23 protein-coding genes and 1 riboswitch are annotated in these 24,157 nt (G+C 70.7%); of the genes, 18 read left to right on the top strand and 5 right to left on the bottom strand.

Features of this window, described 5'->3' with window-relative positions; translation table 11 throughout:
* Positions 1-52 precede the first annotated feature (52 nt).
* The 6 genes from ACWF79_RS25525 to ACWF79_RS25500 all read left to right on the top strand — a co-directional run bounded on the left by ACWF79_RS25525 (position 53) and on the right by ACWF79_RS25500 (position 6,456).
* Complete coding sequence (locus ACWF79_RS25525) at positions 53-1,273, top strand: L,D-transpeptidase (protein ID WP_453730466.1); 1,221 nt, start codon at positions 53-55, stop codon at positions 1,271-1,273.
* Between the two features lie 164 nt (positions 1,274-1,437).
* Positions 1,438-2,685: a L,D-transpeptidase gene (locus tag ACWF79_RS25520; protein WP_453730465.1), complete on the top strand. Its 1,248-nt coding sequence runs from the start codon at positions 1,438-1,440 to the stop codon at positions 2,683-2,685.
* Positions 2,686-2,762: 77 nt separating this feature from the next.
* Positions 2,763-3,530, top strand: coding sequence for an enoyl-CoA hydratase/isomerase family protein (locus ACWF79_RS25515; RefSeq protein WP_453730464.1), 768 nt, complete (start codon positions 2,763-2,765; stop codon positions 3,528-3,530).
* Positions 3,531-3,664: 134 nt separating this feature from the next.
* On the top strand, positions 3,665-4,168 hold the full coding sequence (locus ACWF79_RS25510) for an ATP-binding protein (RefSeq protein ID WP_453730463.1): 504 nt from the start codon (positions 3,665-3,667) through the stop codon (positions 4,166-4,168).
* 357 nt (positions 4,169-4,525) lie between these two features.
* Entirely contained in the window at positions 4,526-5,269 is a 744-nt protein-coding gene (locus ACWF79_RS25505; protein ID WP_453730462.1) for a polysaccharide deacetylase family protein, read from the top strand.
* A complete protein-coding gene (locus tag ACWF79_RS25500; RefSeq protein WP_453730461.1) occupies positions 5,269-6,456 on the top strand; it encodes a YVTN family beta-propeller repeat protein in 1,188 nt (395 codons plus the stop codon). Before ACWF79_RS25505 ends, ACWF79_RS25500 begins: the two co-directional genes overlap by 1 nt.
* A gap of 27 nt (positions 6,457-6,483) precedes the next feature.
* On the opposite strand, the gene ACWF79_RS25495 is transcribed toward ACWF79_RS25500, so the two are convergent.
* Positions 6,484-7,122 carry a GNAT family N-acetyltransferase gene (locus tag ACWF79_RS25495; RefSeq protein ID WP_453730460.1) on the bottom strand — a complete coding sequence of 213 codons (639 nt, stop codon included), beginning with the start codon at positions 7,120-7,122 and terminating at the stop codon, positions 6,484-6,486.
* Between the two features lie 94 nt (positions 7,123-7,216).
* Here ACWF79_RS25495 and ACWF79_RS25490 point away from each other — a divergent pair, with 94 nt between their 5' ends.
* The 4 genes from ACWF79_RS25490 to ACWF79_RS25475 all read left to right on the top strand — a co-directional run bounded on the left by ACWF79_RS25490 (position 7,217) and on the right by ACWF79_RS25475 (position 10,306).
* On the top strand, positions 7,217-7,432 hold the full coding sequence (locus ACWF79_RS25490; protein WP_453730459.1) for an EF-hand domain-containing protein: 216 nt from the start codon (positions 7,217-7,219) through the stop codon (positions 7,430-7,432).
* Positions 7,433-7,517: 85 nt separating this feature from the next.
* The gene (locus ACWF79_RS25485; protein ID WP_453730458.1) at positions 7,518-8,444 is read left to right on the top strand and encodes a CopD family protein; all 927 of its coding nucleotides are present in this window, start codon (positions 7,518-7,520) and stop codon (positions 8,442-8,444) included.
* A gap of 117 nt (positions 8,445-8,561) precedes the next feature.
* Positions 8,562-9,671, top strand: a complete 1,110-nt coding sequence (locus ACWF79_RS25480) for a hypothetical protein (protein WP_453730457.1) — start codon at positions 8,562-8,564, stop codon at positions 9,669-9,671.
* Positions 9,668-10,306, top strand: coding sequence for a hypothetical protein (locus tag ACWF79_RS25475; RefSeq protein WP_453730456.1), 639 nt, complete (start codon positions 9,668-9,670; stop codon positions 10,304-10,306). The genes ACWF79_RS25480 and ACWF79_RS25475 overlap by 4 nt, the downstream gene beginning before the upstream one ends.
* A gap of 13 nt (positions 10,307-10,319) precedes the next feature.
* Here ACWF79_RS25475 and ACWF79_RS25470 read toward each other — a convergent pair whose 3' ends face one another.
* From ACWF79_RS25470 to gcvT, 4 genes are all read right to left on the bottom strand, one after another.
* Positions 10,320-11,690, bottom strand: a complete 1,371-nt coding sequence (locus ACWF79_RS25470; RefSeq protein WP_453730455.1) for an L-serine ammonia-lyase — start codon at positions 11,688-11,690, stop codon at positions 10,320-10,322.
* Positions 11,691-11,832: 142 nt separating this feature from the next.
* Entirely contained in the window at positions 11,833-13,092 is a 1,260-nt protein-coding gene (locus ACWF79_RS25465) for a serine hydroxymethyltransferase (RefSeq protein WP_453730454.1), read from the bottom strand.
* A gap of 20 nt (positions 13,093-13,112) precedes the next feature.
* Positions 13,113-13,493, bottom strand: a complete 381-nt coding sequence (gene gcvH, locus ACWF79_RS25460; protein ID WP_453730453.1) for a glycine cleavage system protein GcvH — start codon at positions 13,491-13,493, stop codon at positions 13,113-13,115.
* Positions 13,494-13,581: 88 nt separating this feature from the next.
* On the bottom strand, positions 13,582-14,706 hold the full coding sequence (gene gcvT / locus ACWF79_RS25455; RefSeq protein ID WP_453730452.1) for a glycine cleavage system aminomethyltransferase GcvT: 1,125 nt from the start codon (positions 14,704-14,706) through the stop codon (positions 13,582-13,584).
* A gap of 172 nt (positions 14,707-14,878) precedes the next feature.
* A riboswitch (glycine riboswitch) is annotated at positions 14,879-14,981 on the bottom strand.
* Positions 14,982-15,121: 140 nt separating this feature from the next.
* Between gcvT and ACWF79_RS25450 the strand changes: the two genes are divergently transcribed.
* The 8 genes from ACWF79_RS25450 (at position 15,122) to ACWF79_RS25415 (ending at position 24,060) form a co-directional block, all read left to right on the top strand.
* A complete protein-coding gene (locus ACWF79_RS25450) occupies positions 15,122-15,790 on the top strand; it encodes an AAA family ATPase (protein WP_453730451.1) in 669 nt (222 codons plus the stop codon).
* Between the two features lie 92 nt (positions 15,791-15,882).
* Positions 15,883-16,623, top strand: a complete 741-nt coding sequence (locus ACWF79_RS25445) for an enhanced serine sensitivity protein SseB (protein WP_453730450.1) — start codon at positions 15,883-15,885, stop codon at positions 16,621-16,623.
* Between the two features lie 40 nt (positions 16,624-16,663).
* Positions 16,664-17,452, top strand: coding sequence for an enhanced serine sensitivity protein SseB C-terminal domain-containing protein (locus ACWF79_RS25440; protein WP_453730449.1), 789 nt, complete (start codon positions 16,664-16,666; stop codon positions 17,450-17,452).
* Between the two features lie 310 nt (positions 17,453-17,762).
* Positions 17,763-18,767 (top strand): ABC transporter permease, encoded by a 1,005-nt coding sequence (locus ACWF79_RS25435; RefSeq protein WP_453730448.1) that lies wholly within the window; start codon positions 17,763-17,765, stop codon positions 18,765-18,767.
* Between the two features lie 106 nt (positions 18,768-18,873).
* A complete protein-coding gene (locus tag ACWF79_RS25430; RefSeq protein ID WP_453730447.1) occupies positions 18,874-20,637 on the top strand; it encodes an ABC transporter substrate-binding protein in 1,764 nt (587 codons plus the stop codon).
* Positions 20,638-20,762: 125 nt separating this feature from the next.
* Positions 20,763-21,761, top strand: coding sequence for an ABC transporter permease (locus tag ACWF79_RS25425; protein WP_453730446.1), 999 nt, complete (start codon positions 20,763-20,765; stop codon positions 21,759-21,761).
* On the top strand, positions 21,758-22,861 hold the full coding sequence (locus ACWF79_RS25420) for an ABC transporter ATP-binding protein (RefSeq protein ID WP_453730445.1): 1,104 nt from the start codon (positions 21,758-21,760) through the stop codon (positions 22,859-22,861). Before ACWF79_RS25425 ends, ACWF79_RS25420 begins: the two co-directional genes overlap by 4 nt.
* Complete coding sequence (locus tag ACWF79_RS25415) at positions 22,858-24,060, top strand: ABC transporter ATP-binding protein (protein WP_453730444.1); 1,203 nt, start codon at positions 22,858-22,860, stop codon at positions 24,058-24,060. The genes ACWF79_RS25420 and ACWF79_RS25415 overlap by 4 nt, the downstream gene beginning before the upstream one ends.
* Positions 24,061-24,157 lie beyond the last annotated feature (97 nt).

Genomic DNA, 24,157 nt, shown 5'->3' with positions numbered 1-24,157 from the left:
ACATGACCCGCACGCACGTTTCCCCTGGAGGGTGGCTGTCGTTGGGCTGAGCGTGGAACTTGTATGGAAGCGGGCGGGCCGCGCCCTCGTGGTGGCGGCACTGATGGCGGGTCTGGCCGGCTGCACCGGCATGGGCGACGGCGGCGGTGGGATCGACCTCCCCCTGCCCGGGAAGGCGCGGGCACCGGGCGACGTCATCCGGGTCACTCCGGAGGACGGCAGCAAGGGTGTGGCGGCCGACGGCCCGATCGAGGTCCGGGTCGACAGCGGGCGCCTGGAGCGGGTCACCGTCGTCCAGGTCGAGGACGCCCAGCGGGCCGAGGTGCCCGGCGAGATCAGCGCGGACGGGCTGAGCTGGCGGCCGAGGCCGGACTCCCGGCTCGCCCTCGCGGCCAAGTACAGCGTGGACGCCGTGGCGCTCGACGGGCATGGCCGGCGCTCGGCCCGGCACACCACCTTCACGACCGTCGTGCCCGAGCGGCGCTTCATCGGCTACTTCAAGCCGGAGAACCGTTCCACTGTCGGCACCGGCATGATCGTCTCCTTCGCCTTCAACCGCGCGATCGAGAACCGCGAGGCCGTCGAGCGGGCCATCAAGGTCACCTCCGACCCGCCGGTCGAGGTGGTCGGCCACTGGTTCGGCAAGGAGCGACTGGACTTCCGCCCGGCCGAGTACTGGCGGCCCGGCACCCAGGTGACCGTCGACCTCGCGCTGCGCGACGTCGAGGGCGCTCCGGGCGTGTACGGCATCCAGCGCAAGCGCGTCGGGTTCACCGTCGGGCGCTCCCAGGTCTCCGTCGTCGACGCGGCCGAGCACACCATGGAGGTGCGCAGGGACGGCGAGCTGCTCGCGACGCTGCCCATCACGGCCGGGGCGCCGAAGACCACGACGTACAACGGGAAGATGGTGGTCACGGAGTTGTACGACGTGACGCGGATGGACGGCCGGACGGTCGGCTTCGGCGGGGAGTACGACATCAAGGACGTGCCGCACGCGATGCGGCTGACCGAGTCCGGGACGTTCCTGCACGGCAACTACTGGGCCGCGCCCTCCACGTTCGGCTCGGCCAACGTCAGCCACGGCTGTGTGGGTCTGCGGGACGAGAAGGGCGGCAGCGCGGACTCCCCGGCGGGCTGGTTCTTCGACCGTACGCTCATCGGCGACGTCGTCGAGGTGGTCAACTCCCGTGACCGAAAGGTCGCTCCCGACAACGGCCTCGGAGGCTGGAACATGGAATGGGAGGAGTGGAAGGCGGGTTCGGCCCTGCGGTGACGTGGGCGAGTGACTCGCACCCCGTGCGAACTGGGACTGAACGGTGACATTCGCGTGGAACTTTCGTGTCTTCCGGTGTGATTATCTAACGCCGTGTGCGCGAGAGGATGTGCACGGGGGTGGGGCCCAGGCAGTGCCGGGTCGTGCGAGGGGAGAACACCATAGTGAACGGGCAGCCGATATCCGGAGCGACCACCGGACGAAGGCGCCGCGGCAACCGCCTCGGGGCACTGGCCACGGGAGCGTTGCTCCTGCTGCTGACCGCGTGCGGTGGCGGTGACGCCACCGGCGGCAAGGGGGGCCAGGACCCGGCGCAGGCCGGCAACGGCGGCAAGCAGGAGATCGCGGCCTCGCAGGCCGTCGTCACCATCGCCCCGAAGGACGGCGCCAAGTCGGTCGCCACCAGCGGGGCGCTGAAGGTCACGGCCGAGCAGGGCAAGCTGACCACGGTCACGGTCGCGGACACCAAGGGCGCCGCGGTCGAGGGCAAGATCTCGGCGGACGGCGCCAGCTGGCAGCCCGTCGGACACCTCTCCGCCGGTACGGAGTACAAGGTCCACGCGATCGCGAAGGACTCCGAGGGCCGTGAGTCGGCCAAGGACACCACCTTCACCACGCTGGTCCCGAAGAACACCTTCCTCGGCCACTACACGCCGGAGGACGGCTCGACCGTCGGCGTCGGCATGCCGGTCTCCATCCGCTTCACCCGGGGCATCACCGACCCGGAGGCCGTGGAGAAGGCCATCAAGGTCACCGCGACGCCCGCCGTCCGGGTCGAGGGCCACTGGTTCGGCAACGACCGTCTCGACTTCCGCCCGGAGAACTACTGGGCCGCCGGCACCAAGGTGACGGTCGAGCTGAACCTGGACGGCGTCGAGGGCCGCCCCGGTGTCTACGGCAAGCAGAAGAAGAAGGTCTCCTTCACCATCGGCCGCCGCCAGGTCTCCACGGTCGACGCCAGCGCCAAGACCATGAAGGTCGAGCGCGACGGCAAGATCATCAAGACGATCCCGATCACCGCGGGCGCCCCGGCCACGACCACGTACAACGGTCAGATGGTCATCAGTGAGAAGTACAAGGTGACCCGGATGAACGGCGCGACGGTCGGCTTCGGCGGTGAGTACGACATCAAGGACGTGCCGCACGCGATGCGTCTGTCCACCTCGGGCACCTTCGTCCACGGCAACTACTGGGCCTCGTCCGGGACCTTCGGCTCCGCCAACGTCAGCCACGGCTGCGTCGGTCTGCGTGATGCGCGCGGCGCGGGCGACAGCTCCACCCCGGCGGCGTGGTTCTACGACCGCTCGCTCATCGGTGACGTGGTCGTCGTGAAGAACTCGAAGGACAAGCAGATCCAGCCGGACAACGGCCTCAACGGCTGGAACATGCCCTGGTCGGAGTGGATCAAGTAGCTCTCCTCCGCGGGGGCCCGGTGCTGTGACCAACGGCACCGGGCCCCGCTGCGTTAACGGGGACTAACCTGCCCCGTATGACTGTGAACCTCGAAGTCGCCGAAGGCGTCGGCACGATCCGCCTCGACCGCCCCCCGATGAACGCCCTCGACATCGCCGTCCAGGACCGGCTGCGTGAGCTGGCCGAGGAGGCCGCCGACCGCGACGACGTGCGGGCGGTGATCCTGTACGGCGGCGAGAAGGTGTTCGCGGCCGGCGCGGACATCAAGGAGATGCAGGCCATGGACCACGCGGCCATGGTGAAGCGGTCGCGCGCGCTCCAGGACTCGTTCACGGCGGTCGCCCGGATCCCCAAGCCCGTCGTCGCCGCGGTCACCGGCTACGCCCTGGGCGGCGGCTGCGAGCTGGCGCTCTGCGCCGACTACCGGATCGCCGCCGACAACGCCAAGCTCGGCCAGCCCGAGATCCTGCTCGGCCTGATCCCCGGCGCCGGCGGCACCCAGCGGCTCTCCCGGCTGATCGGCCCCTCCAAGGCCAAGGACCTCATCTTCACCGGCCGGATGGTCAAGGCCGACGAGGCCCTGACGCTCGGTCTGGTGGACCGGGTCGTCCCCGCGGCCGAGGTCTACGAGCAGGCGCACGCCTGGGCCGCGAAGCTCGCTCAGGGCCCCGCCATCGCGCTGCGCGCCGCCAAGGAGGCGATCGACCAGGGCCTGGAGGCCGACATCGACACCGGCCTCGCGATCGAACGCACCTGGTTCGCGGGCCTCTTCGCGACCGAGGACCGGGAGCGCGGGATGCGGAGCTTCGTCGAGGAGGGCCCGGGCAAGGCCAAGTTCGTCTGACCCGCGCCGTACTCGTCAGTACCGCTTCTCGCCGCTGGCATATGCCGGAGGAATCTCCTGGAATTGTCGATTCCGGGGTACGGATTCCTCCGGAACGGCCACGCGGCCCCGTCCGTGCGGCCATGATGGGGGGCATGGCGGGCCTGGAGGGTGTGGAACAACCGCGGCAGCACGGCGGTGCGACCGCCGCACGGTGGGTACCGACCGGCGAGGACGAACAGGCCCTCGAAGCCCTGGAGTTGTACGGCAACCCGGCCGAGGACGACGTCCGGTTGCCGTCCCGTCCTGAGTCCGCCGCCATCGCCCGCCGGCTCACGCAGTGCGTGGTGCTCCGTCAGTGGGCCCTGACGCCGCAGCTCGCGGAGCACGCCGTCCTCCTGGTCTCGGAACTCGTCGGGAACGCCGTCCGGCACACCGGGGCGCGCGTCTTCGCGCTGCGGCTGCTGCGCCGCCGGGGCTGGATCCGGGTGGAGGTCCGCGACCCCTCGCGCGGTCTGCCGTGTCTGATGCCCGTGCAGGAGCTGGACATCAGCGGCCGCGGCCTCTTCCTCGTCGACAAGCTCTCCGACCGCTGGGGTGTCGATCTGCAGCCGCGCGGCAAGACCACCTGGTTCGAGATGCGGGTCTCCGACCGCTGAAAACCCAGAAGCCCCCGTGCGGGGGCTTCTGCGTAGGGAGCGCCGCGGATCGGGGGGGTGTATCCACGGTGCTCGGAACGACCTGGCCCGGGTCAATGGGGGTCGTGTTCCCGACTATGGCAGACAGGGGGCCTTGGCGCCAAAAGTCCCTACTGGGACAATTTGGTACATAGCCGCATAGTTCACCAGTGAATCGTTGGTGACATGGAGCACCAGCCTTGCGAATGGTGAATAAGTATGGTGTTCACCGGGTGTTTCCGTGGCCTGTCTGCATTTCGGACGCGGCGGGTCGGTCTGTAAACGTCCTGGATTGGCGTAATCGTTACCTTTCGGGCATCTCGCCTCTTCAATGGTCAGGTGACCCCCACCGATCGCCGTGGCGTCCTGCGGGCGGGCGCCGCCGCACTCGCGGGAGCCCTCACCACCGCCTGCGGCGCGGAGAACCCAGCTGAACGCCCCGCACCCGCGCCGGCCGCCCCCGCGCCCCGCCGCTTCCCCGGGCTGCCCGCCGAGATCACCGGCGGCCCGCGCGACCGCCCCCGGGTCGCCCTCACCTTCCACGGCCAGGGCGACCCCGGCCTCGCCCGCGCCGTGCTCGCCGAGGCCGAGAAGGGCGGGGCCCGGGTCACCGTCCTCGCCGTGGGGGAGTGGCTCGACGCCCACCCGGGCCTCGCCCGCCGCGTCCTCGACGGCGGCCACGACCTCGGCAACCACACCCAGCGCCACCTCGACGTCAACGCGATGACCGAGGACGAGGCACGCGCCGAGATCGCCGCCTGCGCCACCCGGCTGCGCCGCCTCACCGGCTCCATCGGCACCTGGTTCCGCCCCTCCAGGAGCCGGCACGCCACCGAGACCGTCCGGCGCGCCGCCCTCCGGGTGGGCTATCCGCACGTCCTCTCGTACGACGTCGACTCCCTCGACCACACCTCGCCCGGCGGCCCGGCCGTCGTCCGCAACGTCACCGGGCAGGTCCGGGCCGGGTCCGTGGTGAGCCTGCACTTCGGCTACGCGGACACCCTCGCCGCCCTGCCGCCCCTCCTCGCCGACCTCGACCGCCGCGGCCTGCGCGCGGTGACGACCACGGAGCTGCTGACCTGATGCTGCCTCTCACCACGCGCACGAAGAGCCTCCTCGCCGCCGCGCTGCTCGCCGCGCTCGCCGGCTGCGGCATCGCCGACCCGGCCCCCGAGCCCCGGGGCGGCGCCAAGAAGGAGGCCGGCGCGGCCCCCGCCGTACCGCGGCGGACCGCCCCCGCCGGGCTGCCCGGCATGCCGCCCGTCCTCGACCCCAAGGACATCTACGCGGCCGACCGCCCGAACAAGCTCTCGCCCGTGGTCAAGGACTTCCCGAGCCGGGTGTACGTCCCCAACACCAACTCCAACACCGTCTCGGTCATCGACCCGGCGACGTACCAGGTCATCGAGACGATCCCGGTCGGCATCCAGCCGCAGCACGTCGTGCCGTCCTGGGACATGAAGACCCTCTGGGTCAACAACAACCGCGGCCACACGCTCACCCCGATCGACCCGGCCACCGGCGTCGCGGGCAAGCCCGTCGAGGTCCACGACCCGTACAACCTGTACTTCACGCCCAACGGGAAGTACGCCGTCGTCATGGCCTCCCTCGACCGCGAGCTGGTCTTCCGCGACCCGCACACGATGGAGCGGAAGAAGACCGTCCCGGTCTCCTGCTACGGCGTCAACCACGCCGACTTCTCCGCCGACGGCCGGTACTTCGTCGTCTCCTGCGAGTTCTCCGGCGAACTCCTGAAGGTCGACACGGAGAAGATGGAGGTCATCGGCCAGCAGAGGCTTCCCGTCGAGGGCGCCATGCCGCAGGACGTGAAGATCTCCCCGGACGGCAAGACCTTCTACATCGCCGACATGATGGCCCACGGCATGTGGGTCCTCGACGGCGAGAAGTTCACCACCCCGCGGCTCCTGCCCACCGGCAAGGGCTGCCACGGCCTCTACATCTCCCGCGACTCCAAGGAGATGTACGTCCCCAACCGCGGCGAGGGCTCCATCTCGGTCTTCGACTTCGCCAAGAACCGTCTGACGAAGAAGTGGTGGCTGCCGGACGGAGGCTCCCCGGACATGGGCGGGGTCTCGGCCGACGGCAAGGTGCTGTGGCTGTCCGGCCGTTACGACTCCGAGGTCTACGCGATCGACACCACGACCGGCAGGCAACTGGCCCGCATCCCGGTCGGCGGCGGCCCGCACGGCCTGGCGGTCTACCCGCAGCCGGGCCGGTACTCGCTGGGCCACACGGGAATCTTCCGCTGAGCCTGCGGGGCCGCTCGCGTTCCCCGCTCAGCCCGCGACGAGCAGGGCCTCCGAGGCGATCGGCCGGTACCCGGCCGCCTGGAAGACGCGGACGCTGCGGGCGTTGCCCGGGGACTGCTGCGCCCAGACCACGTCGCCCGGCGTCAGATGCCGGGCGGCGAGCGCGAGGGCCCGGCCGATCCCCTGGTGCCTGACGTCCTCGTCCACCTCGATCGCGGCCTCCCAGCGGCCCGCCACGCCCCGGCCCAGGATCACCACCCCGCCGTCGGCCGCCCACACCCGTACGTCGTCGCGGTACTTCCGCGCCCGCGCCACCCGGGGGTGGTCCACGTCCTCGATCTCCCGCAGCTCCAGCTCGGGGGCCCCGGGCAGGGCGGGGGCGACCGTCAGCAGATCGACGGTGTTCATGCGCAGTCCCGTACGGCGCATGAGGGCGATGAGGAACTCCGGGTTCATGGAGGCGGCCAGCGGGTCGCTCGGCACCGCCGCCAGCTCCGCCCGCACCCACTCCGGGTCCTCGTCCGTGAAGACGACCGAGTGCGCGGTGAAGGCGAGGACCCCGGCGTCCCGGGGGCTGGGCTGCGGGACGACCGTCGTCGAACCGTCCGGCGGCGGGAACTCCCCGTGCGCCGCCGCTGCCAGGATCCGTGCCACGTCGTCACTCATGATCCCATGATCGGGCAAGGCCCGGCGCCCGGGCGCGGCGGGCCGACCGATAATCTGACCCCCGTCATCGAAGCATCGAGAAGGGGCGGAAACAGTGGCGGACATCGAGTCGGCACGCAGGGCGTTCGAGCGGTTCGACGTGGACGGGGACGGCCTCATCACCGCCGCCGAGTACAAGAGCGTCATGGCCCAACTGGGTGACTTCAACGTCACCGAGACCGTCGCCGAGGCGCTCATCAAGCAGCGGGACGCGAACCACGACGGCAAGCTGTCGTGGGACGAGTTCTGGGCGCACCTCAGCAAGGCCTGACCCCTCCGGAGCAGGGCGGGCGGCGTGTACTCCGTGCGTACGCACGTGAGTTGCCGCCCGTCCGGGCGCCGGTGACGATCGAGCGGTGACGTCTCCCGGATCCGAAGGCTCCCCGATACGCCCGACGGCCGTCGCGCTGGCCGTCATAGCCGTGCTGGCCGCCGTCCTGCTCGCGTTCATGGGCGCCGGCGTCGCCCAGACGGGCACCGGCGAACTCCGCGTCCCGGCGGCCGGTGCCACCAGTCTCCTGAGGCTCCTCGTCCTCGTCGCGCTCGCCGTCCATCTGGGTGAACTCGCAGGCGTCCGGCTCGCCCGCGACGGCCCCCTGCCCCGCAGCTGGTCGGCCGTCGCCGCCGTGTCCGGAGCGGCCGCGACCGCGGGCCTCATCCTCCTCTTCGCCGCCGTCAGCGGCCTCGGCCTCACGACGGTCTACGCCACCCGCGAGGGCAAGCTGCTCCTCGTCACGGCGAACGCCTTCGCCTTCGCCGCCCTCTGCGCCGCGAGCCGCCGCCCCGGGCTCGCCCTGGCCCCGCTGGCCGTCGTGGTCGGCGCGGAAGCCCTCCGCGCGCACCCCGAACCCACCTCCCCGGCGATCGGCGTCACCCTCACGGTCGTCCACCTGACGGCGGCGTCCCTCTGGACCGGCGCCCTCCTGTACGTCCTGCGCACGCTACGGCTCCGCACCGACGGCCGGGACGTCCTGGTCCGCTACGCCCGGGTGGCGGCCTGGATCTTCACGGCCCTCATCGTCACAGGAACCTGCTCGACCCTCCGCCGCCTCCCCCTGGACCTCGTCCTGACGACGGCCTACGGCAGAGTCCTCCTGGCCAAACTGGCCCTGGTCGGAGTGGCGAGCCTGCTGGCGCTGACCGCCCGGTACCGGATGTCGAGGGGCGGGGACGCACAGGCACCGGCCCGGATCGAGCTGGGTGTCCTGGGGGCGGTCATGGTGATCTCCGCGCTGCTGACCGTGGTGCCCGACCCGTACTGGCTGGAGTGGAACCGCGGCTGAGCCGACGGGAGAGCCGACGCGCGCGGGCGTGAACCTGGTGAGAAAATAGGGGTGTTCCCCTCTTCCCTCACCCCTATGGTCACTGTCGCGCGGCTGGTGCGTCGATTGCTGATGGCTGTGCTTCTGAGCGTAGCGATCAGCGTGGGACCGGTCGCCGTCCCGGCGTCGGCGGAACTGCCGCCGACACCGACCCCGACGGCGACGGGCGAACTGCCGCCGACGACGGAACCGCCACCGTCGACGACGGAGCCGCCGGCGACGACATCGGAACCGCCGCAGACCACGTCGGAACCGCCGGCAGCCGCGCCCTCCCTCACACTGAACCCGGATCACGGCTCCGTCGGAGACGTGATCGACGTCCGGGGCACGGGCTTCTACGGGTGCCCCGGTGGCACCGTGTACCTCCATGTGGTCGACGGGCCCGAGATCGCGTCCGGCATACCCGTGTCGGAGAACGGCGACTTCTCGTACACGGAGCCCATCCCGGCCGACTCGGACCCGGACACGTACACCTTCCGGGCCGAGTGCACCGACGATCCGTCCCTCTACGCGGACGCCGACCTCGTCGTCGAAAGCCCGGGGGACCCGCTCCTCACCCTCGCCGAGACGGAGGGCGCGAGGGGGAGCACCGTACGGGCGGAGGGCTCGGGCTTCCGGTGCTCGAACGTCGACCTTCTGTGGGACGGCGACGAAGCGCCGCTGGTCACCGCCCCCGTCACGGAACAGGCCACCTTCAGTACCGAGGTCCCCGTCCCGGACGACGCCCAGGCGGGTCCGCACACGGTGCGGGCGGTCTGCCAGGACTATCCGGAGCAGTACGGCGAGGCTTCGTACGAGGTCACGGACGCGCCGACCGACCCGCCGACGGACCCTCCGACCGACCCGCCCACCGATCCCCCGACCGACCCGCCGACGGACCCGCCGACCGACCTGCCGCCCGGCACCACCACCGGCGGCGACGGCGGCTCGACCCCCGTCGGGTGGGTCGTCGGCCCCGCCTCCCTGGGCGGCCTGCTCGCCCTCGCCGCCGCGGCGGCCGTCTACTTCGGGCGGCTGCACCGGGGCCCCCGCTGGGTGCGCAACCACGTTCGGGCCACCCTGCGGCCCGCCACCGGTGACACGGCGCTGATCGAGTACCGGCCGCCCGGCGAGCCGCCCACCCGCACCACCCGGCTCGACCCGCACCCGGACCCCGGCCGGCAGACTCTCGACGAGGAGGACCGATGACCACGACCGCGCCCCCGCGGGGCACGCCCCCTACGCCCGTCCGCTCGTTCCTGCTCGGCGACAACGAAGGCCTCGACGGCCCGCTGCGTGCCCATGACACCGCCGGGCCGCTGCTCGCACCCGTACGGGGCCGGACGCCCGCCGCCGACCGGGCGGTGGAGCACGAGATGGCCAGGGTCGTGGACGACTTCCTGGGCCTCGACGTGCTCGACCTGGCCGCCGCCGGCTGGCGCGGCCACTCCGCGCTGCAGTCCGCCGCGCGCCGCACCCGGGACATGCCGGGCAGCGAGGAGGTCGTCGCGCTCGCCACCCACCGGGTGACCTCCACGCACCGGCCCTACGTCGACGTCTACGTGGACGGCGCGAAGATCGGCACCCTGGACGTGCAGCTGAACGTGGTCTTCTGGATCTCCGGGCTCGTCTGTGTGGTTCGCGGCGGCTGGCTGACCGCCGTGCGGTCGGGGGAGTGCGCGGTCGACACGAGCCTGGCGGCGCAAGGGGCCGTGATCGCCGAGCGCCGGGGCGGCCGACTGGACCTCCCCGGCGGATTCGCGCTGCGGGGCCCGGTGCCGCTGCTGCGCGACGAGCCGAACCCGCACGAGGCCCCCACCGCCCCGGGGGTCCGTGGGCGGTGATCAGCCCGCGTGATCAGCACTCGATGATGTTGACCGCGAGCCCGCCGCGCGCCGTCTCCTTGTACTTGACCGACATGTCCGCGCCGGTCTCCTTCATCGTCTTGATGACCTTGTCCAGGGAGACCATGTGGCTGCCGTCGCCGCGGAGGGCCATCTTGGCCGCCGTGACCGCCTTGACCGCGGCCATGCCGTTGCGCTCGATGCACGGGATCTGGACCAGGCCGCCGACCGGGTCGCAGGTCAGGCCCAGGTTGTGTTCCATGCCGATCTCGGCCGCGTTCTCGACCTGCTCCGGGGAGCCGCCCATGACCTCGGCGAGGGCGCCCGCCGCCATCGAGCAGGCCGAGCCGACCTCGCCCTGGCAGCCGACCTCGGCGCCCGAGATCGAGGCGTTCTCCTTGAAGAGCATGCCGACGGCGCCCGCCGCGAGCAGGAAGCGGACCACGCCGTCGTCGTCGGCGCCGGGCACGAAGTTCACGTAGTAGTGCAGGACCGCCGGGATGATGCCCGCGGCGCCGTTCGTCGGGGCGGTGACCACGCGGCCGCCCGCCGCGTTCTCCTCGTTCACGGCCATCGCGTAGAGCGTGATCCACTCCATCGCCAGCGCCGCCGGCTCGCCCTCGGAGCGCAGCTTGCGGGCCGTGTTCGCGGCGCGGCGGCGGACCTTCAGGCCGCCCGGCAGGATGCCCTCGCGGGACATGCCGCGCGAGACGCAGGCCTGCATGACGCGCCAGATCTCCAGGAGACCTTCGCGGATCTCCTCCTCCGTGCGCCAGGCCTTCTCGTTCTCCATCATCATCGCGGAGATCGACAGGCCGGTCTCCTTCGCCAGGCGGAGCAGCTCGTCGCCCGTGCGGAAGGGGTACTTCAGGACCGTGTCGTCCGGGATGATCGGGTCCGAGCCCTCGACCGCGTCCTCGTCCACGACGAAGCCGCCGCCGACCGAGTAGTACGTCTTCTCCAGGACGAGGGCGCCCTCGGCGTCGTACGCGAAGACCGTCATGCCGTTGGCGTGGTACGGCAGCGCCTTGCGGCGGTGCAGGATCAGGTCCTCGTCGAAGTCGAACGGGATCTCGTGCGCGCCCAGCAGGTTGATCCGGCCGCTCGCCTTGATCCGCTCGAACTCGTCGTCAGCCGTCTCCACGTTCACCGTGCGCGGGGAGTTGCCCTCCAGGCCCAGCAGGACCGCCTTCGGCGTGCCGTGGCCGTGGCCCGTCGCGCCCAGCGAGCCGTACAGCTCCGCCCGTATCGACGCCGTGTGGGCGAGGAGCCCCTCGTTCTTCAGGCGGCGGGCGAACATCCGGGCGGCGCGCATCGGGCCCACCGTGTGGGAGCTGGACGGGCCGATGCCGATCGAGAACAGGTCGAAGACCGAGATGGCCACGGGGAACTCCTTGTGGGGGGCTGACGCCGTTGTCTGCCGGGGTGGTGCAGAACAGAGCAGTGCGGGAAAAGGGTGGGGCACCGTGCTCACTGTCCAGTGTGCGCGGTGCCCCGGAGCTTCGTACGAACAAAAGGGTACGAAATTACTTCAGGCCGGGGTACAGCGGGTGCTTCTCCGCCAGCGCGACGACCCGGGCCTTCAGGGCCTCCGCGTCGAAGCCGGGCTTCAGGGTCTCCGCGATGATGTCGGCGACCTCGGCGAAGTCCTCGGTGCCGAAGCCGCGGGTCGCGAGCGCCGGCGTACCGATGCGCAGACCCGAGGTGACCATCGGCGGACGCGGGTCGTTCGGGATCGCGTTCCGGTTGACCGTGATGCCGACCTCGTGGAGACGGTCCTCGGCCTGCTGACCGTCCAGCTCGGAGTTGCGCAGGTCCACCAAGACCAGGTGCACGTCCGTGCCGCCGGACAGGACCGAGACGCCGTGCGCGGTGACGTCGTCCTGGACCAGGCGCTCGGCCAGGATCCGGGCACCGTCCAGCGTACGCTGCTGGCGCTCCTTGAACTCCTCCGAAGCCGCGATCTTGAACGAGACGGCCTTGGCCGCGATCACGTGCTCCAGCGGGCCGCCCTGGAAGCCGGGGAAGACCGAGGAGTTCAGCTTCTTCGCGAACTCCTTCTTCGCCAGGATGATGCCGCCGCGCGGGCCGCCGAGCGTCTTGTGCGTGGTGGAGGTCACCACGTCCGCGTACTCGACCGGGTTCGGGTGCAGACCGGCCGCGACCAGGCCCGCGAAGTGGGCCATGTCGACCCACAGGTACGCCTCGACCTCGTCGGCGATCCGGCGGAACTCCGCGAAGTCCAGCTGGCGCGGGTACGCCGACCAGCCCGCGATGATCACCTTGGGGCGGTGCTCCTTGGCGAGGCGCTCGACCTCGGCCATGTCGACCAGACCGGCGTCGTCCACGTGGTACGCGACCACGTTGAACTGCTTGCCCGAGAAGTTCAGGCGCATGCCGTGGGTCAGGTGGCCGCCGTGGGCCAGGTCGAGGCCGAGGATCGTGTCGCCGGGCTGGGCGATCGCGAAGAGCGCGGCCTGGTTCGCGGAGGCGCCGGAGTGCGGCTGGACGTTGGCGTACTCGGCGCCGAACAGGTCCTTGATCCGGTCGATCGCGATCTGCTCGGCCACGTCGACGTGCTCGCAGCCGCCGTAGTAGCGGCGACCCGGGTAGCCCTCGGCGTACTTGTTGGTGAGGACCGAGCCCTGGGCCTCCATGACCGCGACCGGAGCGAAGTTCTCCGAGGCGATCATCTCAAGGGTGGACTGCTGGCGGTGGAGCTCGGCGTCGACGGCGGCGGCGACGTCCGGGTCCAGCTCGTGGAGAGGGGTGTTCAGCACAGACATGTTGCGATCCCTTGGGGGTCTCAGTTCCCGGCGGAGAACTCGGCGTACGCGTCGGCGGAGAGCAGGTCGTCCGGCTCACCCGTGACGCGCACCTTGAACAGCCAGCCACCCTCGAACGGAGCGGTGTTCACCAGCGACGGGTCGTCCACCACGTCCTGGTTGGCCGCCACGACCTCACCGGAGACCGGGGAGTACAGGTCGCTGACGGACTTGGTCGACTCCAGCTCGCCGCAGGTCTCGCCCGCGGTCACCGTGTCACCGACCTCCGGGAGCTGGGCGTAGACGACGTCACCGAGCGCGTTGGCCGCGAACTCCGTGATGCCGACCGTCGCGACGCCGTCCTCGGCGGCCGACAGCCACTCGTGCTCCTTGGTGTAGCGCAGCTGCTGGGGGTTGCTCATGACCTGATTCTCCTGGATCGGATGAGTGCTGATGAACGCGGGTCTTACGGGATGAGACGCGGAGCGAGACGTTCCGGCGTGCGAAACGTCACTTCTGGCGCTTGTAGAAGGGCAGCGCCACGACCTCGTACGGCTCGTGGGTGCCGCGGATGTCCACACCTACACCCTGCGTACCGGGGTCGGCGTGCGCCGCGTCCACATAGGCCATCGCGATCGGCTTTCCGAGGGTCGGCGACGGGGCGCCGGAGGTGACCTCGCCGATGACCTCGCCGTTCGCGACGACGGAGAAGCCGGCGCGCGGGACCCGGCGGCCCTCGGCGATCAGGCCGACCAGCTTGCGCGGCGGGGCGGTCTCGGCGCGCTCGGCGGCCTTCTCCAGGGCCTCGCGGCCGACGAAGCGGCCCTCGTTCGTCGTCTTCTCGAACTTCACGACCCGGCCGAGGCCCGCGTCGAACGGGGTGAGCGAGGTCGTCAGCTCGTGCCCGTACAGCGGCATGCCCGCCTCCAGGCGGAGGGTGTCACGGCAGGAGAGGCCGCAGGGGATCAGACCGACCGGGGCGCCGGCCTCGGTCAGCGCCTTCCAGACGCCCTCGGCGTGCTCCGGCTTCAGGAAGAGCTCGAAGCCGTCCTCGCCGGTGTAGCCGGTACGGGCGATCAGCGCCGGGACCCCGGCGACCGTGCCCGGGAGGCCGGCGTAGTACTTCAGACCGTCCAGGTCGGCGTCGGTGAGGGACTTCAGGATGCCGGGGGACTCCGGGCCCTGGACGGCGAGCAGGGCGTACGCGTCCCGGTCGTCGCGCACCTCGGCGTCGAAACCGGCCGCGCGCTCGGTCAGCGCGTCGAGGACGATCTGCGCGTTGGAGGCGTTGGCGACGACCATGTACTCCTGCTCCCGGAGCCGGTACACGATCAGGTCGTCCAGGATGCCGCCGTCCTCCTGGCAGATCATGGTGTAGCGGGCGCGGCCCACGCCCACCGTGGAGATGTTGCCGACCAGCGCGAAGTCGAGCAGCTCCACGGCCTGCGGACCGGTGACGGTGATCTCACCCATGTGGGAGAGGTCGAAGAGGCCCGCCTTGGTGCGGACGGCGTTGTGCTCGTCCCGCTCGCTGGCGTAGCGCAGCGGCATGTCCCAGCCGGCGAAGTCGGTCATGGTCGCGCCGAGCGAACGATGCAGGGCATCGAGGGCGGTCAGGCGGGGGGCGTTGCTCATGGGGTGGCTCCCAAGTCCCAGGGGCGTGCAGGGCACGACATGCATGACGGGTGAGGACAATCCTCCCCATCTGTCATGGAACCTGAGAGGTTCACCGAGAGCATCTCGTCACCGAGAGATCGGCTTGCACCTTGGGTGGGAACGCCACGGGCGTCCCGCTTTTCAGATCTGCCTCATCCACGCGGTACGGGGCCTGAGAGATTCAAGGGAGGGTCTTGCTCCTTCGGCGCCCGGGGCCCACCGTGGTGGTTCCGGGACTCTCCCGCGCGGATTCGAGCGGCCGGTATGAGGTTGTGTGCGCTTGGCGCGCACATCATTGCACGCGGTGTCCGATCGGCAAATCGCTTGTGGCTGATTACCCCTTCTTTACACTTTGTGGGCAAGGGGTCCCGGGACCCGACAGGGGGAGACGACGATGACGATCCAGCACACCGGCGCCTACGCCGCGGGTACGGGGATACCGGCCCCGCGCGCCCGCGCCCGGTCCCGCAGGCGCCGCGCCGCGCCCCTGCTGCGCGACCTGCGCGAGCGTGGCGGCCGGGGACCCCGGACGCTCTTCTTCGCCGCCGGGGACCTCGTCGTGGTCTCCGGGCTGCCCGGAAGCGGCAAGTCGACGCTGATGCGGCGCGCCGCCGACGGCCTCGGCATCGACTCCCAGGACGCCCGCGAGCGCTGGGAGGCCCGGCTGCCCGCCTTCCTGCCGTACGCGGTCTACCGCCCACTGGCCCGGATCGCCCACTACGCCGGGCTGCGGAGCGCCCTGCGCGCCGGGCGGAGCGTCGTCGTCCACGACTGCGGCACGCAGTCCTGGGTGCGGAACTGGCTGGCCCGCGAGGCCCGCCGCCGGGGCAGCGCCCTCCATCTGATCCTGCTCGACGTGACGCCCGACACCGCCCGCGCCGGCCAGCGCGAGCGCGGCCGCGGCGTCTCGGGGTACGCCTTCGCCCGGCACCGCCGGGCCGTCGGCCGGCTGCTCGCCTCGGTGGAGTCCGGACGGCTGCCCCGGGGGTGCGCCTCGGCGACCCTGCTCGACCGGGACGCCGCCGGAGTCCTGCGGACGATCACCTTCCGCTCCGCCCACTGAGCCCTTTTGGCCACAGGGGCGCCAGGGCGGCGTTAGGGTTCTGCCCCGAGGGCGTCGTGACCAGGGCGCGTGAGTAAAGGGAAACGGAAACCGTGGACGTTACGTGGCCGGGCAACGAGCTCGAAGAGGTCCTCGCGGCCTCGCTCGGCAACCCCTCCGCCGGAGGCCGCCTCGTCGAGGTCCTCGGCCGGAGCCCCGTCTGGGTGCCGCTGCCCAACGGCGGCAGCCCCGAGAGCCGGGACCTCGACCTGCCCACGATGGAGATCGACGGACTCCCGTACGTCCCCGTCTTCAGCTCCGAGCAGCAGTTCATGGCCTGCGTCGGCAGCCACATGTCCTTCACCGTCGCCCCCGCCCGTGACTTCGCCCGCGGCCTGCCCCCGCAGCTCGGCATCGCCGTGAACCCCGGCGGCACCGTCGGCGCCCCGCTGCCCCCGCCCGCCGTGGCCGAACTCTGCCGCGTCGGCCGGACCCCGCTGGACGGCCCCGCGAGCGGCGGCCGGGTCCGGCTCTTCGAGCCCGACTGGCAGGACGACCCCGTCGACTTCCTCTCCGCCGCCGCCGCCGAGTTCGAAGCCACCGGCGTCGTCCTCTCCGCCCGCCGCGCCCTGGCCAGCGTCGAGGGCACCGAACCGGCCCTCTTCGTCGGCGTCGAGCTCGTCGCCTGGGACGGCGTCGACCGGAACGCCCCGCTCGACGCCCTCGGCCGCGCGCTCGGCCGGGTCGAGGTGGCCTGGCCGGTCAACCTCATCCTGCTGGACGTCGCGCAGGACCCGGTCGGCGACTGGATGCTGGAGCGGGTGCGCCCCTTCTATCAGCGGGCCTCCCGGTAATTAAGCTGGTGCGGTGGACGGACGAGGGGCGGGAACCAGGGTGAGCGCGTCAGGCACGGCTGCGGCCGGCGAGGTCGAGCGCATGCTGCGCCAGGTGGCACCCGGGCGCTACGACGCGTACGAGCAGCTGCTGCACGCCCTCGCCGACGGCAGCGTCTGGACGCTGCTCTGGCAGGGCACGCCCGGCTCGCCCGACGCCCAGTACGGGCACATGGACATCGACGGCTTCGGGTACGCCCCGTGCGTCACCTCCGCCCAGGAGCTCGCCGCCTCCGGCTGGAACCGCGCCCACGAGGTCGTCACCGGCCGCGAGATCGCCCGCGCGCTCTACCCCGACCGGGTGGGCATCTGGCTCAACCCGCACGACGCGGGCGGCGGCGTCGGCATCCCCTGGGCCGACCTCCGCCGGATCGCCACCGGTCTCGACCGGATGCCCGCCGGGCCGCTGCGGCTCTCCGAGCCCGCCCTGGAGATCCCCCAGTTCTACGCCCTGCTGACCCAGAACGCCCATCGCACCCCGTCCGTACGGGCGCTGCGCCGGGCCTGGGTGCAGCCCGCGCTGGGCTCCCCGTACCTCGCCATCGGTCTCGACCTGTACGACACCTCCGCCGCCTCGGTCGAGTCGGTGCGCGCGATGATGCGCCAGACGGTCTCCGCCGTCCCGGACGGCCTGCCCGTCTCGACGGTGGCGATGTCGGACACGTACGACCCCGTCGCGATGTGGCTGCGCGCCAACGCGCGGCCGTTCTACGACCGCGACGCGCACGCGGCGCCCGCCCCGCCCACGCCCGGCTACGGCTACCCTCCGGCCGTGCCCCGCACGTACTGATACGTCCGCTCCGTCCCCCCAATTCACCCCTGTCGCAGGGGGGTTGGGGTAGATGTCCGTTCTGGCCGAATAGTGGGCGAGATGGTCCGCTGACGCGATCACAGAGTCCGGATAACGGAAGGCAACGAACCGCATCACGGTTGAGCAAACATTCACCGTGAGGTCTGGCGGGTGATCGCGACCACATTGAAGACTCCCCGGAACACCGGGCGTTCGGCCTCCTGGCCGATGCCTCGCAGTTGTTCCACCAAGCCGCTACCCGCGGCGGGCAAGGGCCGGCTACCGGCGGCCGAGAGGGGTCCTCACCACGATGACGGCACCACTGCACGAGACGAGTGCGGCCGAGTCGACCGCCGCCGTCGATGCCGTGCCCCCGGCGCCACCGGGCAAGACGATCGAGGGACGCTCCCCTTGGCAGATCGCCTGGACCAGGCTCAAGCGTGACAAGCTCGCGCTGGCCGGCGGCGCGATCGTGATCTTCCTGGTGCTCGTCGCGATCTTCGCGCCCCTCATCGTGGGGCTGCTCGGCCACCCGCCGGACGAGTTCCACGAGGACCAGATCGACCCGCTCTTCGGCACCCCGATCGGCCCCTACGGCGGCATCAGCTCCGACTTCCTGCTCGGCGTCGAGCCGGTCAACGGGCGCGACGTCTTCAGCCGGATCATCTACGGCGCCCGCATCTCGCTCCTCGTCGCCTTCCTCGCGGCGATGTTCGCGGTCGTCCTCGGCACGATCCTCGGCATCGTCGCCGGCTACTTCGGCGGCTGGGTCGACGCGGCGCTCAGCCGCGTCATGGACGTCATGCTCGCCTTCCCGCAGCTGCTCTTCACCATCGCCCTGGTCTCCGTGCTCCCCAACGAGCTGCTCGGCTTCTCCGGTTCGGGGGTCCGCATCGGCGCGCTGGTGGTCGTGATCGGCTTCTTCGGCTGGCCCTACGTCGGCCGGATCGTCCGCGGCCAGACCCTCTCGCTGCGCGAGCGCGAGTACGTGGAGGCCGCCCGCTCCCTGGGCGCCGGCCGCCTCTACATCCTGCGCCGGGAGCTGCTGCCCAACCTGATCGCCCCGATCATGGTCTACGCGACCCTCATGATCCCCACCAACATCCTCACCGAAGCGGCCCTCAGCTTCCTCGGCGCGGGTGTGAAGCCGCCCACCGCTTCCTGGGGCCAGATGCTGTCGACGGCCATCTCCACCTATGAATCGGACCCCCTGTTCATGGTGATCCCCGGCCTCGCGATCTTCATCACCGTTCTGGCGTTCAACCTCTTCGGCGACGGCGTGCGGGACGCGCTCGACCCGAAGGCCGCACGCTGACCGCCTGCCAGCCCGCACAGACCCGCCCCTGCCGCTGTTGACAGGAGGCACATCAACACCGGCGGACCGCCGTAACGGCCGCCACTATTCCGGAGGTTGCGAGACCATGAATCTGAACAGCTCTTCGCGGCGCAGAGTCGCCGCGGGCGCGCTGCTCGCCGCGGCCACGATGGTCGTCACCACCGCGTGTGGCGGCGGCAGCGGCGACGGCAAGGGCAAGACCGGCGCGGCCGGCTTCAACGCCGCCGTGAACAAGGTTGCCAACCCGTCCGACAAGAAGGGCGGCGAGCTGAAGTTCATCGGCTCGCAGGAAGCCGACTCGTGGGACCCGCAGCGCGGTTACTACGGCTTCGTGTGGGACTTCGCCCGCTACTACACGCGCCAGCTGGTCACGTTCAAGGCCGAGCCGGGCGCCGCCTCCACCGAGCTGGTCCCCGACCTCGCCACGGACGCCGGCAAGGTCTCGCCCGACGGCCTCACGTACACCTTCACGCTGAAGGACGGGGTGACCTGGGAGGACGGCAAGCCGATCACCTCCAAGGACATCAAGTACGGCATCGAGCGCATCTGGGCCCAGGACGTCATCTCCGGCGGCCCGATCTACCTCCAGCAGGTCCTCGACCCGAAGATGGAGTACAAGGGTCCCTACAAGGACACCACGCCGGACAAGCTCGGCCTGAAGGCGATCGAGACCCCGGACGACAAGACCATCATCTTCAAGCTGCCGGTCGCCAACGGTGACTTCCTGCAGATGCTGGCCATGCCCGCCGCCTCCCCGGTCCGCCAGGACAAGGACACCAAGGCCCAGTACGGCCTGAAGCCCTTCTCCTCCGGCCCGTACAAATGGCAGTCGTACACCCCCAACAAGTCGATGCTGCTCGTCCGCAACGACAAGTGGGACGCCAAGACGGACACCGTCCGCAAGGCGCTGCCGGACAAGATCAGCGTCAAGTTCACCACCAACGCCGACGACATGGACAACCGGCTGATCGAGGGCGAGTACGACCTCGACATCAACGCCACCGGTGTCGGCGCCGCGGCCCGCGCCAAGGTGCTCCAGCAGCACAAGGGCAACGCGGACAACCCGCAGACCGGCTTCATCCGCTACGCGGTCTTCCCCCAGACGGTCATCGACAACGTCGAGTGCCGCAAGGCGATCATCTACGCGGCCGACTCCAAGTCGCTCCAGACCGCCCGTGGTGGCCCGCAGGCCGGTGGCGACATCGCCACCAACATGCTGCCGCCGGCGATCAAGGGTGCCGACCCGAAGGCCGACCCGTACGGCAAGCTGGCCGGCAAGCCGGACATCGCCAAGGCCAAGGAGGCCCTGGCCAAGTGCGGTAAGCCGAACGGCTTCAAGACCACCATCGCGGTCCGCAACAACAAGAAGATCGAGATCGCGACCGCCGAGTCCCTCCAGCAGTCGCTGAAGGCCGTCGGCATCGACGCCCAGATCGACCAGTTCGACGGCGCCCAGACCTCCGGCATCATCGGTTCGCCGAAGGTCGTCAAGGACAAGGGCTACGGCATCATCATCATGGGCTGGGGCGCCGACTTCCCGTCGGGCCAGGGCTTCCTGCAGCCGCTGGTCGACGGCCGCTTCATCCTCCAGAGCGGTAACAACAACTTCTCGGAGCTGAACGACCCGGCGGTCAACAAGCTGTTCGACGACGCGCTGAAGGAGACCGACCCGGTCAAGGCCGGCGAGCTCTACAAGCAGATCAACACCAAGGTCTCCGACGCCGCGGTGTACCTGCCCTTCACGCACGAGAAGAACATCATCTGGCGCTCCTCGCGACTGACCAACGTCTACACGGCCGACGCGTACAACGGCCGCTACGACTACGCGTCGCTCGGCGTCATGAAGTAGTCCGAGAGTCAATCCACCCGCTCCAACGGCGCACCACCCGCCGCTAGGTCCGAAGGGCAGGTGATGGCCGCTCACGGCGGCCGGGGATCCCGATCGGGACCCCCGGCCGCCGGTCGGCCGACCGCATGCTTGCATATCTCGTCCGACGGCTGTTCGCCGTCGCAGTGATGCTGATGGTCGTCACCCTGACGACGCTCAGCATCTTCTTCCTCATCCCCAAGATGACCGGCAGCGACCCTGCCGTGATGTTCGTCGGCAAGCAGGCGGATCCGGCTGCCATCGAAGGTGTCCGGCAGAAGCTGGGCCTGGACGAGCCGATCCTGGTGCAGTTCTGGCACTTCGTCTCCGGAATCTTCGTCGGCCGTGACTACACCGGCGGAGGCAGCACCATCCACTGCGAGGCACCCTGCTTCGGCTACTCCTTCCGTACCGAGCAGGACGTCTCGACGATGCTGGTCGACGCGTTCCCCGTCACCATCTCCATGGTCCTCGGCGCCGCCGTGCTGTGGCTGCTCATGGGCGTCTCGACCGGTGTGGTCTCCGCGCTCAAGCGGGGCACCCTCGTCGACCGCGCCGCGATGGTCACGGCCCTCGCCGGCGTCTCGCTCCCCATCTTCTTCACCGCCATGCTGGCGATGCTGATCTTCCGCACCCAACTGGGCTGGCTCAACGCCTCGTACGTGCCGATCAGCGAGTCCTTCGCCAGTTGGTTCGGCGGACTGCTGCTGCCCTGGATCACCCTGGCGTTCCTCTACGCGGCGATGTACGCGCGGCTCACCCGCGCCACCATGCTGGAGGTCCTCGGCGAGGACTACATCCGTACGGCACGGGCCAAGGGTCTGCCGGAGCGGGTCGTGCTCGGCAAGCACGCCATGCGCTCCACGATGACCCCCATCCTGACCATCTTCGGCATGGACCTCGGCGCCCTCGTCGGCGGCGCGGTCCTGACCGAGACCGCGTTCAACCTCCAGGGCCTCGGCCAGATGGCGATCAAGGGAGTCACCGAGCGCGACCTTCCGCTGATCATGGCGGTCACGCTCATCACCGCCGCCGCCGTCGTCATCGCCAACCTCGTGGTGGACCTTCTGTACGCGGTGATCGACCCCCGAGTGAGGCTCGCATGACGGACAAGCTGACCAAGACCGGCGCGGCGCTCGGAGAACCGGTCGCCACCGGCAACGCCCCGTCCGACGCCTTCCTCGACGTCCGCGACCTGAAGATCCACTTCCCGACCGACGACGGCCTGGTCAAGTCCGTCGACGGGCTCTCCTTCCAGCTGGAGAAGGGCAAGACCCTCGGCATCGTGGGCGAGTCCGGCTCCGGCAAGTCGGTGACCTCGCTCGGCATCATGGGCCTGCACACCGTCGGCCAGTACGGCCGGCAGAAGGCGCGGATCTCCGGCGAGATCTGGCTGAACGGCCGCGAGCTGCTCACCGCCGACCCCGAAGAGGTCCGCAAGCTGCGGGGCCGCGAGATGGCGATGATCTTCCAGGACCCGCTGTCCGCGATGCACCCGTACTACACGGTCGGCGCGCAGATCGTGGAGGCGTACCGGGTCCACCACCCGGTCGACAAGAAGACCGCCAAGAAGCGGGCGGTCGAACTCCTCGACCGGGTCGGCATCCCCGAGCCGGCCAAGCGTTTCTCCAACTACCCGCACGAGTTCTCCGGCGGTATGCGCCAGCGCGCGATGATCGCGATGGCGCTGGTCAACAACCCCGAACTGCTCATCGCGGACGAGCCCACCACCGCGCTCGACGTGACCGTGCAGGCGCAGATCCTCGACCTGATCCGGGACCTGCAGAAGGAGTTCGGCTCCGCGGTCGTCATCATCACGCACGACCTCGGCGTCGTGGCCGAGGTCGCCGACGACATCCTCGTGATGTACGGCGGCCGGTGCGTGGAGCGCGGGCCGGCCGAGGCGGTCTTCTACGAGCCGCAGCACCCCTACACCTGGGGCCTGCTCGGCTCGATGCCGCGGATCGACCGGGACCAGACCGAGCGCCTCATCCCGGTCAAGGGCAACCCGCCCAGCCTGATCAACGTCCCCAGCGGCTGCGCCTTCAACCCGCGCTGCCCGTACGCGGACGTGCCCAAGGGCGGCATCACGCGCACCGAGCGCCCCGAGCTGAAGGAGACGGGCAGCCGTCACCACTCCGCGTGCCACATGTCGCGCGAGGAGCGGACCCGGATCTGGACCGAAGAGATTGCGCCGAAGCTGTGAGCGACAACAAGAGCACCGAGCCCCTGCTCAAGGTCAACGGCCTGGTGAAGCACTTCCCGATCAAGAAGGGGCTGCTGCAGCGCCAGGTCGGGGCGGTCAAGGCGGTCGACGGGATCGACTTCGAGGTCTTCCCGGGTGAGACGCTCGGCGTCGTCGGCGAGTCGGGCTGCGGCAAGTCGACGATGGGCCGGCTGATCACGCGGCTGCTCGAACCGACGGGCGGCAAGGTCGAGTTCGAGGGCGTGGACGTCTCGCACCTCGGCGTGGCCAAGATGCGTCCGCTGCGCCGCGACATCCAGATGATCTTCCAGGACCCGTACGGCTCGCTGAACCCGCGCCACACGGTCGGTTCGATCGTCTCGGCCCCCTTCCGCCTCCAGGGCGTGGAGCCGGAGGGCGGGGTCAAGAAGGAGGTCCAGCGCCTCCTCGGCCTGGTCGGCCTGAACCCGGAGCACTACAACCGCTACCCGCACGAGTTCTCGGGCGGTCAGCGCCAGCGCATCGGCATCGCGCGGGCGCTGGCCCTCAAGCCCAAGCTGGTCGTCGCGGACGAGCCCGTCTCGGCCCTCGACGTCTCGATCCAGGCCCAGGTGGTGAACCTCCTGGACGACCTCCAGGAGGAGCTGGGCCTGACGTACGTGATCATCGCGCACGACCTCTCGGTGATCCGGCACGTCTCGGACCGGATCGCGGTGATGTACCTCGGCAAGATCGTCGAGCTCGCGGACCGCAAGTCCCTGTACGAGTCGCCGATGCACCCGTACACCCGCGCCCTGATGTCGGCGGTCCCGATCCCGGACCCCCGCCGCAAGGGCGCGAAGAGCGAGCGCATCCTTCTCACCGGCGACGTCCCGTCCCCGATCGCCCCGCCGCCGGGCTGCCGCTTCCACACCCGCTGCTGGAAGGCGACGGACGTCTGCAGGACGACGGAACCCCCGCTCCTCGAACTCCGCCCGGGCCAGCGCGTCGCGTGCCACCACCCGGAGAACGCGGAGGGCGTGACGGTGCCGACGGCGAGGGAGTCGGTGGAGGTGACGATCACCAAGTCGCCCTCCGCGAAGCCGGAGCCCTCGGAGTCGCCGGCGGCCCCGGAGTCCCCGGCGTCCCCGGAGTCGCCCGAGTCCTCCGCGTCCGCGGACGCGGAGGAGGCTGCGGCCGCCGCCGAGGCGCCCGCCCCGGGCGACGACCCGAAGGCGTAGTACCCGTCGAGGCCCCCCCGGGCCGCCCCCGGAGCCGGGGGCGCGCCAATCGCGGCGGGCAACCCCCCAGGGCGGGGGGCGGCCCGGGGGGGGCGGA

Source organism: Streptomyces sp. NPDC054975, from assembly GCF_053609105.1.
The sequence above is the reverse complement of the archived record's forward strand: the minus strand, read 5'-3'. Positions and strand labels throughout refer to the sequence as shown.

Excerpts from the sequence above, each read along its gene's own strand:
- ACWF79_RS25450 (WP_453730451.1), top strand. The coding sequence starts at position 15,122 with ATGACGATCCAGCACACCGGCGCCTACGCCGCGGGTACGGGGATACCG.
- ACWF79_RS25475 (WP_453730456.1), top strand. The coding sequence starts at position 9,668 with ATGACCACGACCGCGCCCCCGCGGGGCACGCCCCCTACGCCCGTCCGC.
- ACWF79_RS25510 (WP_453730463.1), top strand. The coding sequence starts at position 3,665 with ATGGCGGGCCTGGAGGGTGTGGAACAACCGCGGCAGCACGGCGGTGCG.
- gcvT (WP_453730452.1), bottom strand. The coding sequence starts at position 14,706 with ATGAGCAACGCCCCCCGCCTGACCGCCCTCGATGCCCTGCATCGTTCG.
- ACWF79_RS25425 (WP_453730446.1), top strand. The coding sequence starts at position 20,763 with ATGCTTGCATATCTCGTCCGACGGCTGTTCGCCGTCGCAGTGATGCTG.
- ACWF79_RS25495 (WP_453730460.1), bottom strand. The coding sequence starts at position 7,122 with ATGAGTGACGACGTGGCACGGATCCTGGCAGCGGCGGCGCACGGGGAG.
- ACWF79_RS25465 (WP_453730454.1), bottom strand. The coding sequence starts at position 13,092 with ATGTCTGTGCTGAACACCCCTCTCCACGAGCTGGACCCGGACGTCGCC.
- ACWF79_RS25430 (WP_453730447.1), top strand. The coding sequence starts at position 18,874 with ATGAATCTGAACAGCTCTTCGCGGCGCAGAGTCGCCGCGGGCGCGCTG.
- ACWF79_RS25500 (WP_453730461.1), top strand. The coding sequence starts at position 5,269 with ATGCTGCCTCTCACCACGCGCACGAAGAGCCTCCTCGCCGCCGCGCTG.
- ACWF79_RS25435 (WP_453730448.1), top strand. The coding sequence starts at position 17,763 with ATGACGGCACCACTGCACGAGACGAGTGCGGCCGAGTCGACCGCCGCC.
- gcvH (WP_453730453.1), bottom strand. The coding sequence starts at position 13,493 with ATGAGCAACCCCCAGCAGCTGCGCTACACCAAGGAGCACGAGTGGCTG.
- ACWF79_RS25420 (WP_453730445.1), top strand. The coding sequence starts at position 21,758 with ATGACGGACAAGCTGACCAAGACCGGCGCGGCGCTCGGAGAACCGGTC.
- ACWF79_RS25515 (WP_453730464.1), top strand. The coding sequence starts at position 2,763 with ATGACTGTGAACCTCGAAGTCGCCGAAGGCGTCGGCACGATCCGCCTC.